This window comes from Streptomyces sp. NBC_00690 (assembly GCF_036226685.1).
In the GTDB taxonomy this organism is placed as follows: domain Bacteria; phylum Actinomycetota; class Actinomycetes; order Streptomycetales; family Streptomycetaceae; genus Streptomyces.
Map to the genome: position 1 here is coordinate 3,390,028 of NZ_CP109009.1, position 18,136 is coordinate 3,408,163.

Consider the following 18,136-nt stretch of genomic DNA (forward strand, 5'->3'; position numbering starts at 1 on the left):
CCGGGCTCACCCCGCGGTCACCGGGGGCGCCGCGACCACCACCGTCTTGCCGGCCTTGTCGTGCAGCCCCTGTTTGTAGGGCTTGTCGGCAAGGATCGTGGCGATGATGACGATCCACCAGACGCAGAAGCAACACACCAGCGCCGGCACCCAGAGCACCGCGGCCCGAAGCAGCGAGGAGCGGGTGTCCGGGGTGCTGCCGTCGTTCAGCATCGCCACCCGGATCTTCAACAGCCGCTTGCCGATGGTCTGGCCGGACTTCTTCACCATCCAGGTGTCGTAGCCGACATAGGCGATGAGGGAGATCGCGGACCAGATCCACTGCCGTCCGGTGTTCACGTCGTTGGCGATGTCGTCCCACCCGTCGCCGCTGTCTCCGTTCACGTTCCAGCCGCCGAAGATCAGCGACAGCAGGAACAGCGGGATGAAGATGATCAGGGCATCGATGACCCGGGCACTGAACCGCTTGCCGAACTCGGCGAGCGGCGGCATTCCGGCAAGCGGATCGGGTCCGCCGCCATAGGGCCCGCCGTAGGCGTTGGGGTCGTACGGGGGCGGCGTTCCGCCCCCGCCTCCGTAGGGGCCGCCGCCCTGCCCCGGGCCCTGCCCGCCGTACGGAGAACCCTGGCCTGCGCCGCCCTGTCCGCCGTACGGAGAACCCCCGGGCGGGGGCGGAGGCGGCGGGGGCGGTTGATCACCACTGCCCGCGCCGCCCTGCGGAGGCTGCTGCGGCTTCTTCAGGAAGGGATCGTCGTCGGGGCTTCCCGGGCCGGGGGGCGGAGGCTGATCGTTACTCATGAGGGCAGTGCATCGCGCCCCGGAGAAGTCCGCAAAAGCTGACACGCCGTTCGGGGGACCCGTTGCTGATGACGGGTCAGCCGGTCAGGCCCGGGTGACGAAGGTGTGCGCCGCCTTGTCGTGCCAGCACTGCCGCCACGGACGGTCGAACAGGCACCACAGCACATTGAGCACGCCGATGGCGAGCAGCCCGAGTCCGCTGTAGAGGAGCCAGCGGCGCAGGGCGCCGCCGAAGGTCGGCGGACCGTGGGACTCGATGTCCACCACGGCCAGCCCGCAGACCTTCTTGCCGAGCGTGCGACCCCACTTGGCCGTGGGAACGGCCTCGTAGACCACGCCCAGCAGGAGGAGCGCGCCGAGCACGATGGCCAGGTGGACCCCCGTGGTGCCGTCCAGCAGCCAGACGGTGACGGTCTGCCCGGACTGCTTCGCCGCCTCGATCTTGTCGTCGATGTGGGCGAGGGACTGGGTGCCCACCGGTACGGCGACCCCGCCCACGAGCGCCCCGAGCACCACGGTGTCGATCAGCCGGGCGATCAGTCGCTTGCCGAGCGGAGCGGGCCGGGCGGCGGCGTGTGCTTGGGCCGCCTGGAGGAAGGGGTCGTCGACCGGGGGCTTCCACGGGACGACCGGAGGGTCACCGACGGTGCTGCCCTGGGCGAGTTGGTGGACCTGCTGCGGCCAGGAGGCGGAACCGCCACCGGCACCGGACGCGACCGTCGTCTGCGGCGGGAAGTCGGAGCCGCGCGACTGGGCGGGTGGGTTCATCGAGCGGGAAGTCAGGGGCTGCTCGGTCTGCGCCGCCGACTGCTGGGCACTTGCGGGTGCCCCCTGTCGACTCTGCGGCACCTGCTGCCCGGGCCGCCCCTGGGACTGCGGGGGCTGCTGACCCTGGGGTGAGGGGGAAGCCTGTCGGCCCGGACTCGCGTCCGCCTTCTTCTGGGCGACCCTGGCGCGCAGCGCACGAATGGCCATGGTGCTCTCGACGGAGGGCTGGGGCTCCGGACCCTCGGTGTTCCTGCGCTGCCGAACCGGCAGACCCGTGACCGGTGCCGGATCCGGAGCCGTACTGCTGGACCGCACCCCGGGCAGGGCGCCACCGGAGGGGTCGCCCTGGGCGGGATCGGCGGCCGGGGACTGGTCCTGGGCGGGTGGGCGCTGGCCCTGCTCGCCGCCCCACGAGACCAGATTGTCGCGTTCGCCGCCGAATCCGGTCTGCCGGGAGGTGTCGGCCTGCCAGACGCTCGCGGGTTCCTGACGCACGGGCTCGGCGGGCGGGTCCTCGTCGAGGAAGACCGGACCGGTCTCCTCCACGCGTGTCTCGGGGGACGGTGCGGAGCGTTGCTGCGGCGGGACCGCTGCGGAACCGGACGCGCCCTGCCCCGGCCCTGCGGGCATGGCCTCGCCGTCCTTGGGCGCGGGCCGACTCGTACCGGGCACCCAGGCGGCGCCGTTCCAGTACCGGACGTAGCCGGGAATGGAGGGGTCCGGGTAGAAGCCCTGCGCTGGGCTGCCGTCACCTGGAGGAGTAGCCAATGCCCCCAACTCCGTTCGTTCACTACCTCTGTGGGCCGCCCGCGATGCCGGACACGTGCACGGGCCGTGCGACCTACGACACCCGGCATGGGAGCGGATGCCCCCGGCTGTCCTCCGGCTGTCCAAGGAGGACAGTAACGAAGAACGGGGGGCGCTGAAGAAGGAGACCGCGAGATTGGGCGCGTTCGAGGGACGGAGTACGGCGGATTGGAGGCACGCGCGAAAGTCCTGGGCTCCGGCCAGACGGCTTCGCGCGTAGTCCGCCCCGGCCTCGGGGGTTGACGGCCGGGAGCGGGACGGGACTTCGAAGATCGGACCTAGGTCGATCTGGGGAGGGTCAGTTCGGCCCAGACGACTTTGCCGGGGCCGTGGCGAGGGGTGACACCCCAGGCGTCGGACAGTTCTTCGACCAGCGGCAGTCCGCGTCCGCCAGTGGAGTCGAGGCCGGCGGGTACGACCCGGGGCAGGAGGTGGGAGGCGTCGTGCACTTCGATCCGTACACCGCGCCACAGCGGCGCGTACCGGGTCTCGATCTCCCGTCCGGGCACCTTGGCGTGCCGTACGGCGTTGGTGAACAGTTCGGACAGCACGATCAACGCGGACGCCTCCACCGGGGCGAGGCCCCAGCCGTCGAGGGCTTTGCGCAGTTCGGCACGGGCCAGCCCCACACTCCGAGGGCTCTGCGGCCACCGGTACACCACGGGCCCATTGCTGCACGATTGCGTCATCGAACCGCACCCGTCGTTCGCGGCGGAGTTAAATCCCCTTCTCTCGATGGTTCGAAGAAATGAACGAGAACGTCTGCCATATCGGCACCTCTTCAGCTGCGCAGGAGAAAGTCCGCGATCGACCAAGCGATCGCGGCGGTACGTCTGAGCTGCATCGTGCCGATGGACAAGGGCCGGAAGTATCAGAGGTCATTAATAGCGCGGGCCAGGAATTCACTGGGAGTCACATTCCGAGCCAGGCACCAAAACTGTTGAGTGTCTCGGGCATCCGTCGCTTCGCAGATTCAAGAGCAATGTAGGTCTCCCGTACGGTGGGGCTGTAGCGGGTCTGTTGCGGTGCGAGCTTGCGAGCACGGCGGAGGTTCGCGAAGGCTTCTCCGGTGTTCCCGGTCCACAGTTGTGCCTGTGCTAGTTCGGCGTGGTGGTGGGCCAGTCGGGACGGCGGCCAGTCACTCGGGAATCTCAGACCGGCAGCGGTCTGGACCGCCTCCGGATACCTGTCCAATTCTGCGAGGACGCTCATTCGGTGGGCTCCCACGTTCGCGGGGCCAAAGGAAAGCCAGTGCACCTTTTCGGCAGGTCCGGTCAACTCGGCCAGTCGCTGCGCCTCGGCAAGGTGGTCCATGGCCAGAGCCTCGCTCTTGCTTCGTGCAGCCAATACCGCCGCGCCCAGATGAATTTGACCGGTGACGACATCGCGTTCCTGTCCGGCAACGGCCAGCCCGAGTTGCTGGAGTCCGATCTGAACCAGCCGCGCCCCCGTTCGGTAGTCACTGGCTCGTAGATACGCAAGCGCCCGCAAATACTGGCGCATTCCTCCTATGACCGGGTCCGACGCCCGTTGAGCTGCCCAATCCATGCGATCGAGGGCGACCATGCACAGATCCTGGAATCCGAGCTTCGTGGTCACGTCATAGGCCGTGCGGTACGCGCCTGCGAGCAGCCGCCAATTGCGGTCCTCCGGTCGGCGGTGGGCCACGGTGGTCGCTTCGGCGATCAGCGCGGGCAACTCGATCGCCACCTGCTTGATGTTGCTCTCCCGCACGAGCGCGCACAGTCGCTCGGACTGCGCTTCGAGCCGTTCCGGCGGTCGCGGGGTGAGATCGGGATCGGCGCCGAGGTCATAGAGGTTGAGGGCCTCACGGATTGGTTGGATGAGGCCGTCGAGTTGATCCCGTCGCAGTTCCTCCAGATAGGGCTGCCCGGTCAGGTGGGTCACCGGGACCGCAAGCGCCCGGGCGAGGGCGCCGAGCACCGACGGACTGGCGGGGATCGCACCCTGCTCGACCTTGGTCAGGGTGCTGTAGGAGACGTGCGACAGATCGGCCAACTCGCGCTGGGTCAGCATCCGCGCCTTGCGATTGTGGGCGATTCGCGAGCCTGCGTGGTCGTTGAGGGACGGTGTCATGGGGGAGACCTCCTGATCCATGACCGACGGTACCCACATTCCCAAGACCATGGCTCATGGTCCGGTACCGCAAGCACCCACCGGCCGCAGCCTCTACGAGGGGACTCTGCAAGCGAGTTCGGGAGCGGCAACCGGTGCGTCGGGCGGTACCGGGCCGCCCACGAGGCAAGCGTCACTCTCTGCTACTAAATAAATACAGAAAGTTCTTACCCGAAGTCGCGTCATAGTCGTGTGACCTGTCGCTCTCTTCTCACAGGGCTCACCCAAGGGCCTCAAAACAGGGTCGCCCGTACGTATACGTGCACACACGGACTCGTACGGACGGGACACAGAAGAGAAGAGGGCCGTTGCTATGCACTCGATGGTGGAACGCGAGCTTGAGTTGAAACTGGTGCTGTCGCCGGAGCGGAGCATCCTGGTGCCCGCCCTGCTGACCTACCGTTCGGATGATCCTTTTGCCGTCCACGTCACCTTTCACATCGGGTCGGAGAACCCGGTGAAGTGGACCTTCGCCCGTGAGCTGCTGGTGGAAGGGGTGTTCCGGCCGTGTGGGCAGGGTGACGTGCGGATCTGGCCGACCAAGGTGGACAGTCGCAACGTCGTGCTGATCGCGTTGAGTTCTCCCGATGGGGATGCCCTGCTGGAGGCGTCGGCCGCGATCGTCTGCGCCTGGGTGGAGCGGACCCTGCGGTTGGTGCCGCCCGGGACGGAGTCGGGACAGCTCGGCATCGACACCGCACTGGCGGACCTGCTCGCACCTCGCCGTGCGGACGGTCTGTGGGCGCGCGGGCACCACCCCGCGGGCGGCAAGGACGTGCCGGGACCGCTGGATGATGCCCAGGACGGCGATGGCTGCTGACGATCGGTCCCGCGCCGGAGAGTGTCGTCGAAGTCCCGTCGCCCGCCCGGAGGACCGGCAACGGGCGGACGGGGCTTCGACGACACGGCCTACGGGGCGTCCGCGGTCAGGAACTCCAACAGATGTCCGTCGGGGTCGTCGATGTACACCCCGTGACTTCCGGGGCGGCGGAAGATCTCCCCCGATGTCTGCCGGGCCGGGTCGGCCCAGTAGGTGATCTTCCGCTCGACGATCCTGGCGAAGATGCCGTCGAACTCCTCATCGGAGACCCGGAAGGCCAGGTGCTGCGAGGGCTGGGGGCCCTCGCGCTCATCGAGGTAGTCGAGGGTCACATCGCCGTCCAGGGTGAGGGCGACGAAGGGGCCGTTCTTCACGGGTTCGGGTCCACCGAGGAGTTCGGAGAGGAAGCGAGCTCCGGCGAAGCGGTCGGACACGTGGACGATGGTGTGGTCGAGACGGGCGGGCATGGATCCTCCCGGGAGGTTGCTCGAAAGCACCGCAGTGCGTGGTGAGTTCACCCTAGGAAGGGACGCCGCGCCCAGGCATCGGGCGAAGGCCCTAGAACCGGGGGCATCCGTCGTAGGCCCCAGGTCGGCACCCCCACCGGTCCGACGAACGAGTCGCATTCGAGCCAGTTGGCTCAGAAAACCTTGCCGGGGTTGAGGATGCCCAGCGGATCGAACGTCCGTTTGATGCCCTGCTGCAACTCCACACCCACCGGGCCCAGTTCCCGTGCGAGCCATTCCTTCTTCAGCACCCCGACGCCGTGTTCTCCGGTGATCGTGCCGCCGAGGGAGAGGCCGAGCGCCATGATCTCGTCGAAGGACTCACGGGCGCGGCGGGACTCGTCGGGGTCGGCGTGGTCGAAGCAGACCACGGGGTGGGTGTTGCCGTCGCCGGCATGGGCGCAGACGCCGATCGTCAGGTCGTACTTCTTCGCGATGGCGGCCGTGCCGTCGAGCATGGCGCCCAGTCGGGAGCGCGGGACGCAGACGTCATCGATCATCGTGGCCGTCCTGACGGCCTCCAGGGCGTTGAGGGAGATCCTGCGGGCCTGGAGGAGCAGTTCCGATTCGGCGGGGGTGTCGGCGGGGACGACCTCGGTGGCGCCGTGGGCCCGGCACACCTCGGCGACCAGGGCCAGATCGGCAGCCGGATCGGGGGTGTCGAAGGCCGCGAGCAGCAGGGCTTCCGTGGACTCGGGCAGACCCATCTGGGCGAGGGCGTTGACGGCCCGTACGGTCGTGCCGTCCATGAGTTCCAGCAGCGAGGGGGTGTGGCCGCCTTCCATGATCGCGCACACTGCGGCACAGGCCGCCGCTGACGAGTCGAACTCGGCGGCGAGCACCAACTGCTGGGGCGGCTTGGGCTTCAGGGCGAGCACGGCCCGGACGACGACGCCGAGGCTGCCTTCGGAGCCGACGAACAATCGGGTCAGGTCGTAGCCGGCGACTCCCTTCGCGGTACGACGGCCGGTGGTGAGGAGGCGTCCGTCGGCGAGGACGACATCGAGGCCCAGTACGTACTCGGCGGTCACTCCGTACTTGACGCAGCACAGCCCACCGGATGCGGTGCCGATGTTCCCGCCGATGGTGCAGGTCTCCCAGCTGGAGGGGTCGGGCGGATAGTGCAGCCCGTGCTTGTTCACCTCGCGGGAGAGGACGGCGTTGATCACTCCCGGTTCGACGACGGCGATCCGGTCGACGGGGCTGATCTCCAGGATGCGGTCCATCTTGATGAGCGAGAGGACGATACAGCCGTCGGAGGCGTTGGCGGCGCCGGACAGACCGGTGCGGGCGCCCTGCGGAACGACGGGGACGCGCAGGGCGGTGGCCGTGCGCATCACGTGCTGGACCTGTTCGACCGTGCGCGGCAGGACGACGACGGCCGGCAGGCCCGCGTCGCAGAAGCTCGCCATGTCCCGGCCGTAGGAGACCATGATGTCCGGGTCGCTGATCAGGGCCTCGGCGGGGAGCCCGGCGCGCAGCCGTTCTAGGAGATCGTCCATGCTGCCAGCGTCGCACCCGGGGCCATCGGTGTGAACCCGTACGCCTTCCGACTCACACCGCGGGGAGCGTTCTTCGTATAGACCGACCGCTGACGCAGAGTGAACGCCATGAGCGGTGCGTCCGGTAGAAGCGGTAAGAGCGGTAGAAGCGGTGAACTCCTTGAGACCAGTGGCCTCAGCGGCAGCGGCACTGGTGGGCGTCGGCTGAACGCGACGATCGGCGCTTTGGTCGCCGCCGCCCTGGTCGGCGGAGTGTGCGCCATGGTGGTCGGCGGGGGCGAAGCCCCACCCCCTGCTCCGGGCCCGGTCGCCCGGGCACAGAGCGCAGCGGCCATGGGGGCGCCGGCCGCGCTGAGCGACCTCGACGCCTTGATCGCCGATCGTTCCGGGTGGCTGCGCGAGCACCCCCGGGACGAGGAGTCCTGGGCGGTCCTGGGCACCGCGCAGATCGAAAGAGCCCTCCGGCTCGCCGACTGGGACGCGCTGTCCGAGGCGGAGGGCGCGCTGGAACGTTCGCTGGAGATCGTGTCGGCGGACGCGGGCAACACCGAGGCGCTCCTCGGGCTGGCGACCCTCGCGAACACCCGGCAGGACTACACCGCGGCACGCGATTGGGCCCGGCAGGCACAGAAGCAGAAACCGCGGCGCTGGACGGTCTACCCGGTGCTGATCGAGGCGTACACCGGGCTGGGCGACTACAAGTCGGTCGGCAAGGCGCTGGAGACGTTGCACAAGCTGTACGCGGGGTCGCAGGCGCGGGTCGTCACCGCCCGGGTCTACCGGGACCGGGGTTGGCGGGAGGACGCGTCCGCCAATGCGGAGGACGCGGTGGGCAGCGCGGACGGCGCCGCGGAGAAGGCGGCGGCGCTGTATGCGCTCGGGGAGCTGGCCTGGGAGCGGGGTGAGCCGCAGGAGGCGATCAAGCGGTACGACCTGGCACTGCGGCTCGCCCCCGACCACCATCCTTCGCTCGCGGCGCGCGGGCGGGCACTGACCGCGCTGGGCCGAACGGAGGCGGCGCTGCGCGACTACCAGTCGGCGCTGGCCAAGCGACCCCTGGCGGAGTACGCCTTGGAGGCGGGCGAGTTGAACGAGTCGCTGGGGCTCGACGGCGATGCCGACACCCAGTACGAGTTGGTGGGCGAACTGGCGCGGAAGGCGACGGCGGGCGGCCGGAACGAGGAACTGGTGGTGGGGCGGTACGAAGCCGACCACGGCGATCCGCAGGACGCGGTCGAGTTGTTGCAGGCCGAATGGGACGAGGGTCGGCGCAGCATCCAGATCGCGGACGCCCTGGGGTGGGCGCTGTTCCGGGCGGGCCGGGTGAAGGAGGCCCTGCCGTACGCGAAGAAGGCGACGGACGAGGGGCTGCGCAGTCCGCTGTTCGCGTACCACCGGGGCGAGATCGAGCGGGCGTTGCAGCGGTACGGGCCGGCCCGTCGGTACCTCGGTCAGGCGCTGCGGATCAATCCCCACTTCTCCCCGCTGCTGGCGCCTGCTGCACGGGACGCGCTCGATGCACTGGGGCAGCCGCCGCCCGGTGGACCGCGGAAGGTGACGGGGAAGGAGGGGATGGCGGTCAAGCCGAAGCCGAAAGCGGGCGGGGGCGCGGTGAACCCGGGCGGTGGCGGAACGCCGTCGGGTGCGGGACAGGGGCGTGGCGCGGCGTCGGGGGCCGTGGGCTCTTCGCCTGCCAGACCGGCCGAACCAGCCGAACCAGCTGCACCGGCGGAACCGGTCAAGCCTGCTAAGCCTGTGGAGCCGCAAGCGCAGCCCCGGCCGGTACGTCCCGCGGCGTCCGGTCAGCCCGCGGGATCCGGCGGGGTGGGCACATCGACGGGCGGGGGTACGGGTCGGGAGTGACGCGGCGCAGGGCCCGATCCGGCCCGTCGAAGGGCCGGTGCGCGGGCGTTCCCGGGCCGGCCTGTCCAAGGCCGCGGGCTCAGCCCAAGGTCGCGTAGACGATGAGGTTGTCGACCGTGTGGCCTTCGGCGTCGTAGGCGCCGGAGCAGGTGACCAACCGCAGCTCACGGCCGTTGGTCGGGCCGTAGACCCTCTTCGTCGGAAACGCCTTCTTCTTCACCGACTCGGTCCCGGTGACGGTGAAGCGGTTGGTGGCGCCCGAGGCGCTGCGCACGGCGATCTCCGCCCCTTTGCGGAGCTTTCCGAGGTCCTGGAAGACCGCGGGGCCCGACTTGGTCTCGTTATGGCCGATGATCACCGATGCGCCGGGTTCGCCCGGGACGGCCCCGCCCGTGTACCAGCCCGCCGTCATTCCCTTCTCCGCTGGTGGGACCTCGACCGTGCCGTCGCCGTTGAGCCCCAGCCGCATCAGTTGGCTGTCGACGCCGATCGAGGGGATCGAGACATGAACCGGGTTCTGGACCTTGGCATCGGCCGCGGGTGCGGCGGCACCGGCCGGAGTGTTCGGGGCGGCCTTCGTCTCCTCCTTGCGCTCCGGGTCCTGCTCGCCCGAGCAGCCGGAGAGCGCGAGCGTCAGGCAGACGGCGAGGGCCGTGAGGGCGGGGGCGCCACGGTGGCGGACGGGTGCGGTGATCATGACGGCTCCTGGGAGGGACGTGGGACCGCAGTGGCACCGGTCGGCCGGTGCCACTGCGGAAGGAGGGTGCTTCAGGGGTGTCAGACCCGGCCGTCGACGGTATTGCGGCGGCGGATCACGAGGACGCCCGCACCGGCCAGGAGCACACCGGTGGAGGCCGCCAGCAGCGGCATGCTCACACTGCTGTCGTCGCCGGCCGCTGCGGTGGGCTGCTCACCGGCGGCCACTCCGCCGCGCGGCATGACCGTGGGGCGCGTGACCTCGGGGCGGCTCTCGGATGTGCCGGACTCGGCGAGGGGGACGCGCTTGACCTTCTCGGAAGGCGACGGTGTGACGGTGGCGTCCAAGGAGACGACCGGCGTGGGGCTGGAGTCGGCCACCGCCACGGCGGCGGGGGCCAGCAGGGCGCCGGCCGCCGTGACGACGACGGCGAGAGCACGCAGGGACAGGCGAGGGGACGACATAGAGATGGCTCCATTCCAGTTCATTGCGTGAGCACCCGGGCCGCTCGAAGGCGGCGCCCGTGCAGCCCGGCCGGCCGTGCCGTGCTGCGGAAGTGCTCCGTATGTCCGTAAGGCTGGACTGGAGATATGAAGAACCTGTCAGATCGTTGTGATCCGGGGATCAGGGCCTTCCACCGGGTCGGCGGCGGCCGTCGGAAGCCGCAGGGTGAACGTGGAGCCCTCCCCCACCCGACTGCGGGCATCGACCGTGCCGCCGTGGGCCTCGGCCAACTTCCGTACGATCGCCAGCCCCAGACCGCTGCCTCCGGTCCTGCGGTTGCGGGACTTCTCCGCCCGCCAGAACCGGTCGAAGACATGCGGCAGGTCTGCGGCGGGGATGCCGGCGCCGGTGTCGCTGACCGCCACGTCGAGCCGGTCGGCGGACCCCCGCGCCCGGAGGGTGACCGAGCCGCCGCGCGGAGTGTGACGCACGGCGTTGGAGACCAGATTGCCGACCGCCTGACGCAATCGCACCGGATCGGCGAGCAGCGTCGGAACGTTCGGGTCCACGCGGACGTGCAGGGCGACGCCCTCCGATTCGGCCCGTGCCTGGTGGGCTGCGGCGACCTGGCCGAGGAGTTCGTCGATCCGTACCGGTTCGGGGTGGAGCCGCAGTGCCCCCGCGTCGGCTTCGGCCAGGTCCTGGAGGTCGTCGATGATGTGTTGGAGCTGTACCGCCTCTTCGAGGAGCGAGGAGACGAACGCCGGATCAAGGTCGGCGATTCCGTCCTGGGCGCCCTCCAGCCAGCCGCGGATGTTGCTCAGCGGAGTGCGCAGTTCATGGGCGACGTCGCTCACCATCGCCCGGCGCTGTGCTTCGAGGAGGGCGCGATGGGCGGCCATGTCGTTGAAGGCGACGGCCAGCCGGCCGATCTCGTTGTCCGTGGTGACGGGCACGGGAGCGGTCCGCTCGCCGTCCTTCATCCGCTGGGCGGCTCCGGTGAGTGCGAGTAGGGGCCGGACCAGTCGGGTGGCGGCGAGCACGGAGGCACCCACGGTCAGTGCGAGCACCAGCGCGGCGACACCCGCGATCTGGACGGTGTTCGCCGGTGAGAGGTCGAAGCCGGGAGGTTCGGCTCCCACCGGATCGTCGATGAACAGGAGCGCGGGCGGCGAGACATGGGCGCGGAGCTGCGCTTTGCGGGCGGTGTTCACACAGGTGGCGGTGTCACGATCCGCGGTGCTCTCCAGCTGTCCGGGTGGGCTCGGCATGGGTGATGCGATGGTGATCACGGGCGTGCGTGTTTTGAACAGGATGTCCTTCGGGCCGCGCTGCCAGGAGAGGTCGAGGTCGACGTTCACCGGTCCATGGCCCTTGTCCTTGAGGCACTGTGTGGCCAGTTCATTGAGTGCGGCGAGCGCCGTGCGTTCCGTACGGGTGGGGGCGTCCAACTCGTCGAGCCCGATGACGGCGCAGCGAATGCCGTGCACGCGTTCACCGTCCTGGCCGACGACCTCGATGCTCGGGCGTCCGCTGGGGGTGGGGACCACATCCGCGGCGACACCGTTGTCGGACAGACAGCTGACGATCCGCTTGGCGATCTTCTCCAACTTGGTGCTCTCAGGCGCCGTCAACCGGAAGGGGCCGACGGCCCGGGGGTCGATGCCGTCGGTCGTGTCCGCTCCGGTCCTGCTGGTGGCGAGCCCGGTGTCGGCGGCGAGCGGATTCAGGACGGCAGCGTTCCGGATGGGGAGCTCGGCCGGCTGGGCGGCGGCTTCGGCGGAGTCGGCGATGGGCTGCCGGTTCTGGGTGGTGAGCACGATCCGGCGGTCGTACTTGCCCGCGAGGGTCTGCACGGTGTTCTGGACACCGTCCCACCGCGGATGGGTGGCGGCGTAGGCGAGAAGGGTGTCGTAGATGTCGGTGTCGTCGGTGAGGTTCTGGCCCTGCTGCTCCTTGATGGCGCCGGACGTGCTCTGGACGGCGAGCCAGGCGGTGGCGGCCACCGAGCAGGCGGCGACCAGGGTGGAGACGGCGAGCAGCCTGCCGAGGAGGCTCTTGCGCAGGGGCAGTCTGGTGCGGCCCTCGCGCGAGGGGGCTTTACGACCGCGCATCGCGCCCGCCCGAAACCGGTCGTATGGGCCGCGCGGGTGCTACGGCCCCACCGCCGCGCGAGACCGCGGACGGTTTGGGGGCGGACAGTTTGTAGCCCACCCCGAAGACGGTCACCAGCCGCTGGGGCCGTCGTGGCTCGGGTTCGATCTTCTTTCTGAGGTTCATGATGTGGACGTCGACCGTCCGGTCCCCGATGTACCGGGTGAACCCGTGCAGCTCCTCCAGCAGTTGCTGTCGGGTGAAGACCCGGCCCGGCTCGGCTGCCATCGCCGCCAGGATGCGGAACTCCCCCGGGGTGCACTCCACGTACACGCCGTCGACGGTGACTTCATGGCGCTCGGGATCGACCGCCAGGGCACCCACGGTCAGCGTCGTTCCGGTCTTCGGCTCGGCCGGGTCCGGCACTCGGTTGCGGCGCAGCAGCGTCCTCACCCGGGCCATCAGTTCACGGGGGCTGTACGGCTTGGTCATGTAGTCGTCCGCCCCGAGGTCCAGTCCCAGCAGGAGATCGTCCTCGGTGGAACGGGCGGTGAGCATCAGGACCAGGAGGTCGAACCCCTCGGCCCGCAGGATGCGCAGCACGTCGAGACCATCGCACTTGGGCATCATCACATCGAGGATGAGCAGGTCGGGCGGCTGTCGGCGCACCAGGTCGATGGCGGCGCGCCCGTCGCGTACGACCGTGGCGGTGTGCCCTTCCCGTTCGAGATAGCGGCGGACCAGCTCGGCCTGCTTCTCGTCGTCCTCAGCGATCGTCACATGTGCGCACACACGGCCGATCGTATGCACCCGCGTCGAACGGGACGGTGGGCGGGACCCTCACAGGTCCCGCCCACCGGTGCCGTACGGCCGGAAGGCGCCGGGCGCCCGCCGGTCGGCCGTCAGAGGTTGCCGCGCTTCTCCTGCTCGCGCTCGATGGCCTCGAAGAGCGCTTTGAAGTTGCCCTTGCCGAAGCCCATCGAGCCATGGCGCTCGATCATCTCGAAGAAGACCGTCGGTCGGTCCTGGACCGGCTTGGTGAAGATCTGGAGCAGATAGCCGTCCTCGTCCCGGTCGACGAGGATCTTCAGTTCGCGCAGGGTCTCCACGGGGACCCTGGTCTCACCGGCCCACTCGCCGAGGGTGTCGTAGTACGAGTCGGGGGTGTCGAGGAACTGGACGCCGGCGGCGCGCATGGAGCGTACGGTCGCCACGATGTCGTTGGTGGCCAGTGCGATGTGCTGGACACCGGCGCCGCCGTAGAACTCCAGGTACTCGTCGATCTGCGACTTCTTCTTCGCGATCGCCGGCTCGTTGATGGGGAACTTCACCTTCAGCGTGCCGTCGGCGACGACCTTCGACATCAGTGCGGAGTACTCGGTGGCGATGTCGTCGCCCACGAACTCCTTCATGTTGGTGAAGCCCATCACCTTGTTGTAGAAGGCCACCCAGTCGTTCATCCGACCGAGTTCGACATTGCCGACGCAGTGGTCGATGGCCTGGAAGGTCCGCTTCGCAGGGGGCTCCACGATGGGCGTGGCGGCGGCGAAGCCGGGGAGGTAGGGGCCGTCGTAGCGGGAGCGCTCGACCAGGGTGTGCCGGGTCTGGCCGTAGGTGGCGATGGCGGCGAGCACCACCGTGCCGTGCTCGTCCGTCACCTCGTACGGCTCGGTGACGCCACGGGCGCCGTGCTCGGTGGCGTACGCGTACGCGGCTCGGGCGTCCGGTACCTCGATCGCGAGGTCGACGACGCCGTCACCGTGTTCAGCGACGTGCTCGGACAGGAAGCGGCCCCACTCGGTCGCCTCCTTGATGACGGAGGTGAGGACGAACCGCGCCCCACCGTTCTCCAGCACGTAACTCGCGGTCTCCCGGCTGCCGTTCTCCGGTCCGGAGTAGGCGACGAGCTTCATGCCGAAGGCCGTGGAGTAGAAGTGGGCGGCCTGCTTGGCGTTGCCCACGGCGAAGACGACCGCGTCCATGCCCTTCACCGGGAAGGGGTCGACCTTGCTCGCGGTTGTGGGGTGGTGATCGATGGTCTCAGTCATAGCGCCAGACTCCTCTCGCTCCACAAGGTGCGCAATAGTTCGTCACAACGCTAGGCAATCTGCACTACCAGGGTCCACGATGGTCCCGCTTTCTGTACAGGATGACCACCCAAAGGCCCCATGGGAGTGCAGTGTGGCGATCGATCATTTGGACGGCCGACTGATCGTGCTGTTGGCACGTGAACCGAGGATCGGCGTACTGGAGGCATCGCGTCGGCTCGGAGTTGCCCGGGGGACCGTACAGGCGCGGCTCGACCGGCTGCGCACCCATGGTGTGCTGCGCGGCTTCGGGCCCGACGTGGACCCGGCCGCGCTGGGGTACCCGGTCACGGCCTTCGCCACCTTGGAGATCAAGCAGGGGCAGGGGGCGGACGTCAGGGCGCATCTGGCCACCGTTCCTGAGGTGTTGGAGTTGCACACCACCACCGGACAGGGGGACATGTTGTGCCGGCTGGTGGCACGGTCCAACGCCGACCTCCAGCGGGTGATCGATCGCGTGGTCGGGTTCGAGGGGATCATGCGCGCTTCCACGGCGATCGTGATGGAGAACCCGGTGCCGCTGCGGATCATCCCGCTGGTGGAACAGGCGGCCAGGGAGGGTGGCCGGCCGGGGCCCGGGAGGCCCGAGGAGCCGTCCACCTAGGGAGACCATTGCACGGCTCTCGCGGTGGCGTGTGACGCAAAAACAATGCTTGCAAAGCTTTATTTGCAAGCATATCTTTGCACTATGCACGAGCCGCAGCCGGATTCCCGCTACCGCCCCCTGGACCCGCGGTCCCTGCGGGGCATCGCCCACCCCCTGCGGCTGCGACTGCTCACCGCGTTGCGCCACGACGGGCCGGCGACCGCATCACAACTGGCGCATTCCCTGGGCGAGTCCAGCGGTGCCACGAGCTACCACCTGCGCCAACTCGCGGCGCACGGCTTCGTCGAAGACGCCCCCGACCTCAACAAGGGGCGCGAGCGCTGGTGGCGGGCTTCCGCCGAGGGCACGAGCATCGACCATTCGATGTTCCACAGCGAGGACCCGGCCGTCCGTGGAGCCGCCGGCCTGTTCATCCAGGAGGTCGCGGCCCAGCACGCGGAGGAGGTCAGCGGCTGGCTCGACACCGCCGACGAATGGCCAAAGGAGTGGCGTCGGGCATCGGACCTCAGCGACTTCACCCTGCGACTGACACCGGAAGCGGCCAGGGAGCTGAACCGAAAGGTCCATGCACTGATCGAGAGCTACCGGGACCATGAACCCGCACCCAAGGACACGGACGAACCCGACCCGGAGCACCGCGAGAACCCCCCGCACCCCGAAGTGCCCAGCAATCCCGAAGGCTCCACCCGCCCCGCCCCGGCCACCGCACGAACGGATGCCGATCGAGCCGCCCAGGTGCGCATCCACCTCCATGCCTTCCCCCGCACCCCTCGCACGGCCCGCGCCCCTCGCGCCCCCGGGTCAGCAACCGAAGGGACCCCGCCATGACCGCCGGAGAGACCCCGACCGAAGCAACAGAATCACCCGAAACACCAGAAGGGCCCGGCCCAACCGGGAGCGACGCGATCCCGGGGGGCCCTCGTCGACGCGGCCCGCTCGCCCATGTCCTGGCGGCCAACGCCGTTTCCATCACCGGTAATTCGCTCACCCTGGTCGGCGTGCCCTGGTTCGCCCTGGAGACCACCGGCAGCCCCGCCAAAGCTGGTCTGGTCGCCTTCTGCGCCACCCTGCCCGTCGTCGTGGCAGCGATCGCGGGCGGCCCCATCATCGACCGCACGGGCCGCCGCCGGATCAGCATCATCTCGGACACCGTCTGCGCGATCTCCGTCGCGACGATCCCCTTACTTCACTACGCGGACCTCCTCCACTTCTGGATGCTGTGCGCCCTGATGGCGGTGACGGGCCTCTTCCACGCCCCCGGCGAAACCGCGCGCTACGTCCTGCTGCCCCAACTCGCCGTGATCGCGGGCACCCCGATCCCCCGGGCCGCGAGCATCTTCGACGCGGTGTCGCGCGGTGCGCGCATGGCCGGCGCCGCCCTCGCGGGCGTACTGATCGCCCTCACCGGCGCGGAGACCGTCCTGCTCCTCGACGCCCTGACCTTCGCCGGCTCGGCCCTGCTGATCTACTTCGGCGTACGGAACGTCGCCGCTGCGGAACCCAGCAAGAACACCCGCCCCGTCTCGCTGCGCACCTATACGGGCGAACTGCGCGAGGGATACTCCTTCCTGCTGCGCGACCCCCTGCTGTTCGGCATCACCCTGATGGTGATGCTCACCAACGGCCTCGACCAGGCATGGAGCGCCGTACTCCTGCCCGTGCACGCCAAGGAGAACCTCGGCGGGGCCGGTGAACTGGGCATGCTGGTCGCGCTCTTCGCCGGCTGCGCCCTGCTCGGAGCACTGCTGTACGGGGCGATAGGCGAGCGGTTCCCGCGGCGGGTGGTGTTCACGGTGGCGTTCATGATCGCCGGAGCACCGAAGTACGTGGGAGCAGCGCTGACCGACGGGACCGTACCGCTGGCACTGATCCTGGCGGCCGGCGGGATCGGCGCCGGAATGATCAACCCGATCCTCACCACCGTCGTGTACGAGCGGGTCCCGGACGCGCTGCGCAGCAGGGTCGCGGGCGTCACGGTGGCCGGAGCCCTGTTGACCACTCCCCTGGGCGGACTCGCGGCCGGCTTCCTCATCGAACAGGTGGGGCTGTGGACGACCCTGTGGGTCCTCGGAGGGACCTACTTCGCGGCGAACCTGGCGCCCGCGATCTTCCCCTGTTGGCGGGAGCTGAACTCGACCCCCGTGGACGCACTCAGCAAGACGGCACCTTCCCCCCGGCGTCCAGCGCGCGAAGGGACTCCACGGCGCCCTGGAGGGAAGTGACCGGGATCAGTCGCAGCTCCTTGGGGGCCTCGGCCAGGGCGTCCGAACACTCACCCTCCGGCACCAGGAAGACGGTTGCGCCGTCCCGGGCCGCGGCCTGCGTCTTCAGCGACACCCCGCCGACCTGGCCGACCTTGCCGTTCGGGGAGATCGTGCCCGTACCCGCGATGCTGCGGCCACCGGTGAGATCGCCCCCCTCGCCGTTGCCGTCGAGTTTGTCGACGATGCCGAGCGAGAACAACAGTCCGGCGCTGGGACCACCGATATCGGCGAGCCGCAGGGTGACCTTGACCTTCGCGGGGTCCTCGTCCAAGTAGGCGAGCGCGGCCAAGGTGGCGTCGTGCTGCGATTCCGTCATGTCCTTGAGGTTCCGCTCGGCGACTTCCCCGGTGGACTTGCCGCTGGGGTAGACGGAATCCCGCGGCAGCACCGAACGGTCGGTGCGGAACCAACCGTCGACCACCTCGCCGACGCGGATGTCGGCGGCCGGACCCGTGGCGAGGATCGTGGTCATCCGCAGGGCGCCCTCGGGGGTGCGGACCGGGGCGCCGCTGATAGAGATCACGGGCGTGCCCTTGTGCGTGCCCAACACATTTGCGGTGTCCCCGGGCTGCGCGATGACGTACGGCAGCGGTGCGAAACCGACGACGCCGAAGAGGGCCACGAGGGGAACGGCGCTGAGGATGAGCGCCCGCGGGCGCGAGAGACGGGAGAGCACCGACCCAATCTATCCGGGCCGGGCGGAGTGCCGGGACCGCACAGGGCGCCGCCCGCACCCATCGAGC

Annotated in this window: 17 protein-coding genes; 5 read left to right on the plus strand and 12 right to left on the minus strand. The window is 69.4% G+C overall.

What is annotated here, in order from left to right; all coding sequences use genetic code 11:
- Positions 1-6: 6 nt before the first annotated feature.
- The 4 genes from OID54_RS14910 to OID54_RS14925 form a co-directional block, all read right to left on the minus strand.
- Positions 7-798, minus strand: coding sequence for an RDD family protein (locus OID54_RS14910; protein ID WP_329019560.1), 792 nt, complete (start codon positions 796-798; stop codon positions 7-9).
- An 84-nt stretch (positions 799-882) separates the two neighbouring features.
- Positions 883-2,334 carry an RDD family protein gene (locus OID54_RS14915; protein ID WP_329019562.1) on the minus strand — a complete coding sequence of 484 codons (1,452 nt, stop codon included), beginning with the start codon at positions 2,332-2,334 and terminating at the stop codon, positions 883-885.
- A gap of 317 nt (positions 2,335-2,651) precedes the next feature.
- Positions 2,652-3,062 carry an ATP-binding protein gene (locus tag OID54_RS14920; protein WP_329019565.1) on the minus strand — a complete coding sequence of 137 codons (411 nt, stop codon included), beginning with the start codon at positions 3,060-3,062 and terminating at the stop codon, positions 2,652-2,654.
- Between the two features lie 223 nt (positions 3,063-3,285).
- Complete coding sequence (locus OID54_RS14925) at positions 3,286-4,470, minus strand: helix-turn-helix domain-containing protein (RefSeq protein WP_329019567.1); 1,185 nt, start codon at positions 4,468-4,470, stop codon at positions 3,286-3,288.
- A 352-nt stretch (positions 4,471-4,822) separates the two neighbouring features.
- On the opposite strand from OID54_RS14925, the gene OID54_RS14930 reads away from it, so the two are divergent.
- Positions 4,823-5,329 carry an SsgA family sporulation/cell division regulator gene (locus OID54_RS14930; protein WP_329019571.1) on the plus strand — a complete coding sequence of 169 codons (507 nt, stop codon included), beginning with the start codon at positions 4,823-4,825 and terminating at the stop codon, positions 5,327-5,329.
- 89 nt (positions 5,330-5,418) lie between these two features.
- Here the strand turns inward: OID54_RS14930 and OID54_RS14935 are convergent, their stop codons facing one another.
- Positions 5,419-5,796: a VOC family protein gene (locus OID54_RS14935; RefSeq protein ID WP_329019573.1), complete on the minus strand. Its 378-nt coding sequence runs from the start codon at positions 5,794-5,796 to the stop codon at positions 5,419-5,421.
- 173 nt (positions 5,797-5,969) lie between these two features.
- The gene (locus OID54_RS14940) at positions 5,970-7,337 is read right to left on the minus strand and encodes an FAD-binding oxidoreductase (protein WP_329019577.1); all 1,368 of its coding nucleotides are present in this window, start codon (positions 7,335-7,337) and stop codon (positions 5,970-5,972) included.
- Between the two features lie 108 nt (positions 7,338-7,445).
- Between OID54_RS14940 and OID54_RS14945 the strand changes: the two genes are divergently transcribed.
- Complete coding sequence (locus tag OID54_RS14945) at positions 7,446-9,200, plus strand: tetratricopeptide repeat protein (protein WP_329019580.1); 1,755 nt, start codon at positions 7,446-7,448, stop codon at positions 9,198-9,200.
- 79 nt (positions 9,201-9,279) lie between these two features.
- On the opposite strand, the gene OID54_RS14950 is transcribed toward OID54_RS14945, so the two are convergent.
- From OID54_RS14950 to hppD, 5 genes are all read right to left on the minus strand, one after another.
- On the minus strand, positions 9,280-9,897 hold the full coding sequence (locus OID54_RS14950) for a class F sortase (RefSeq protein WP_329019583.1): 618 nt from the start codon (positions 9,895-9,897) through the stop codon (positions 9,280-9,282).
- Between the two features lie 80 nt (positions 9,898-9,977).
- Positions 9,978-10,361 carry an LPXTG cell wall anchor domain-containing protein gene (locus OID54_RS14955; RefSeq protein WP_329019586.1) on the minus strand — a complete coding sequence of 128 codons (384 nt, stop codon included), beginning with the start codon at positions 10,359-10,361 and terminating at the stop codon, positions 9,978-9,980.
- 138 nt (positions 10,362-10,499) lie between these two features.
- Positions 10,500-12,455, minus strand: coding sequence for a sensor histidine kinase (locus OID54_RS14960; protein WP_329019588.1), 1,956 nt, complete (start codon positions 12,453-12,455; stop codon positions 10,500-10,502).
- On the minus strand, positions 12,442-13,227 hold the full coding sequence (locus tag OID54_RS14965; RefSeq protein WP_329019591.1) for a response regulator transcription factor: 786 nt from the start codon (positions 13,225-13,227) through the stop codon (positions 12,442-12,444). The genes OID54_RS14960 and OID54_RS14965 overlap by 14 nt, the downstream gene beginning before the upstream one ends.
- Positions 13,228-13,337: 110 nt before the next feature.
- A complete protein-coding gene (gene hppD / locus OID54_RS14970) occupies positions 13,338-14,483 on the minus strand; it encodes a 4-hydroxyphenylpyruvate dioxygenase (RefSeq protein ID WP_329019594.1) in 1,146 nt (381 codons plus the stop codon).
- Positions 14,484-14,616: 133 nt separating this feature from the next.
- Between hppD and OID54_RS14975 the strand changes: the two genes are divergently transcribed.
- The 3 genes from OID54_RS14975 (at position 14,617) to OID54_RS14985 (ending at position 17,351) form a co-directional block, all read left to right on the plus strand.
- A complete protein-coding gene (locus tag OID54_RS14975; protein ID WP_329019597.1) occupies positions 14,617-15,126 on the plus strand; it encodes an Lrp/AsnC family transcriptional regulator in 510 nt (169 codons plus the stop codon).
- Positions 15,127-15,210: 84 nt separating this feature from the next.
- Positions 15,211-15,957 carry a helix-turn-helix domain-containing protein gene (locus tag OID54_RS14980; protein ID WP_443055589.1) on the plus strand — a complete coding sequence of 249 codons (747 nt, stop codon included), beginning with the start codon at positions 15,211-15,213 and terminating at the stop codon, positions 15,955-15,957.
- Positions 15,954-17,351: an MFS transporter gene (locus OID54_RS14985; protein WP_329019600.1), complete on the plus strand. Its 1,398-nt coding sequence runs from the start codon at positions 15,954-15,956 to the stop codon at positions 17,349-17,351. Before OID54_RS14980 ends, OID54_RS14985 begins: the two co-directional genes overlap by 4 nt.
- Here OID54_RS14985 and OID54_RS14990 read toward each other — a convergent pair.
- Positions 17,281-18,069, minus strand: coding sequence for a S16 family serine protease (locus OID54_RS14990; protein WP_329019603.1), 789 nt, complete (start codon positions 18,067-18,069; stop codon positions 17,281-17,283). The genes OID54_RS14985 and OID54_RS14990 overlap by 71 nt on opposite strands.
- Between the last annotated feature and the right edge of the window lie 67 nt (positions 18,070-18,136).

Bases quoted from the DNA above. Each gene is read 5' to 3' on its own strand.
- OID54_RS14910 (WP_329019560.1), bottom strand. From the start codon at position 798: ATGAGTAACGATCAGCCTCCGCCCCCCGGCCCGGGAAGCCCCGACGAC.
- OID54_RS14920 (WP_329019565.1), bottom strand. From the start codon at position 3,062: ATGACGCAATCGTGCAGCAATGGGCCCGTGGTGTACCGGTGGCCGCAG.
- OID54_RS14925 (WP_329019567.1), bottom strand. From the start codon at position 4,470: ATGACACCGTCCCTCAACGACCACGCAGGCTCGCGAATCGCCCACAAT.
- OID54_RS14930 (WP_329019571.1), top strand. From the start codon at position 4,823: ATGCACTCGATGGTGGAACGCGAGCTTGAGTTGAAACTGGTGCTGTCG.
- OID54_RS14935 (WP_329019573.1), bottom strand. From the start codon at position 5,796: ATGCCCGCCCGTCTCGACCACACCATCGTCCACGTGTCCGACCGCTTC.
- OID54_RS14940 (WP_329019577.1), bottom strand. From the start codon at position 7,337: ATGGACGATCTCCTAGAACGGCTGCGCGCCGGGCTCCCCGCCGAGGCC.
- OID54_RS14945 (WP_329019580.1), top strand. From the start codon at position 7,446: ATGAGCGGTGCGTCCGGTAGAAGCGGTAAGAGCGGTAGAAGCGGTGAA.
- OID54_RS14950 (WP_329019583.1), bottom strand. From the start codon at position 9,897: ATGATCACCGCACCCGTCCGCCACCGTGGCGCCCCCGCCCTCACGGCC.
- OID54_RS14955 (WP_329019586.1), bottom strand. From the start codon at position 10,361: ATGTCGTCCCCTCGCCTGTCCCTGCGTGCTCTCGCCGTCGTCGTCACG.
- OID54_RS14960 (WP_329019588.1), bottom strand. From the start codon at position 12,455: ATGCGCGGTCGTAAAGCCCCCTCGCGCGAGGGCCGCACCAGACTGCCC.
- hppD (WP_329019594.1), bottom strand. From the start codon at position 14,483: ATGACTGAGACCATCGATCACCACCCCACAACCGCGAGCAAGGTCGAC.
- OID54_RS14980 (WP_443055589.1), top strand. From the start codon at position 15,211: ATGCACGAGCCGCAGCCGGATTCCCGCTACCGCCCCCTGGACCCGCGG.
- OID54_RS14985 (WP_329019600.1), top strand. From the start codon at position 15,954: ATGACCGCCGGAGAGACCCCGACCGAAGCAACAGAATCACCCGAAACA.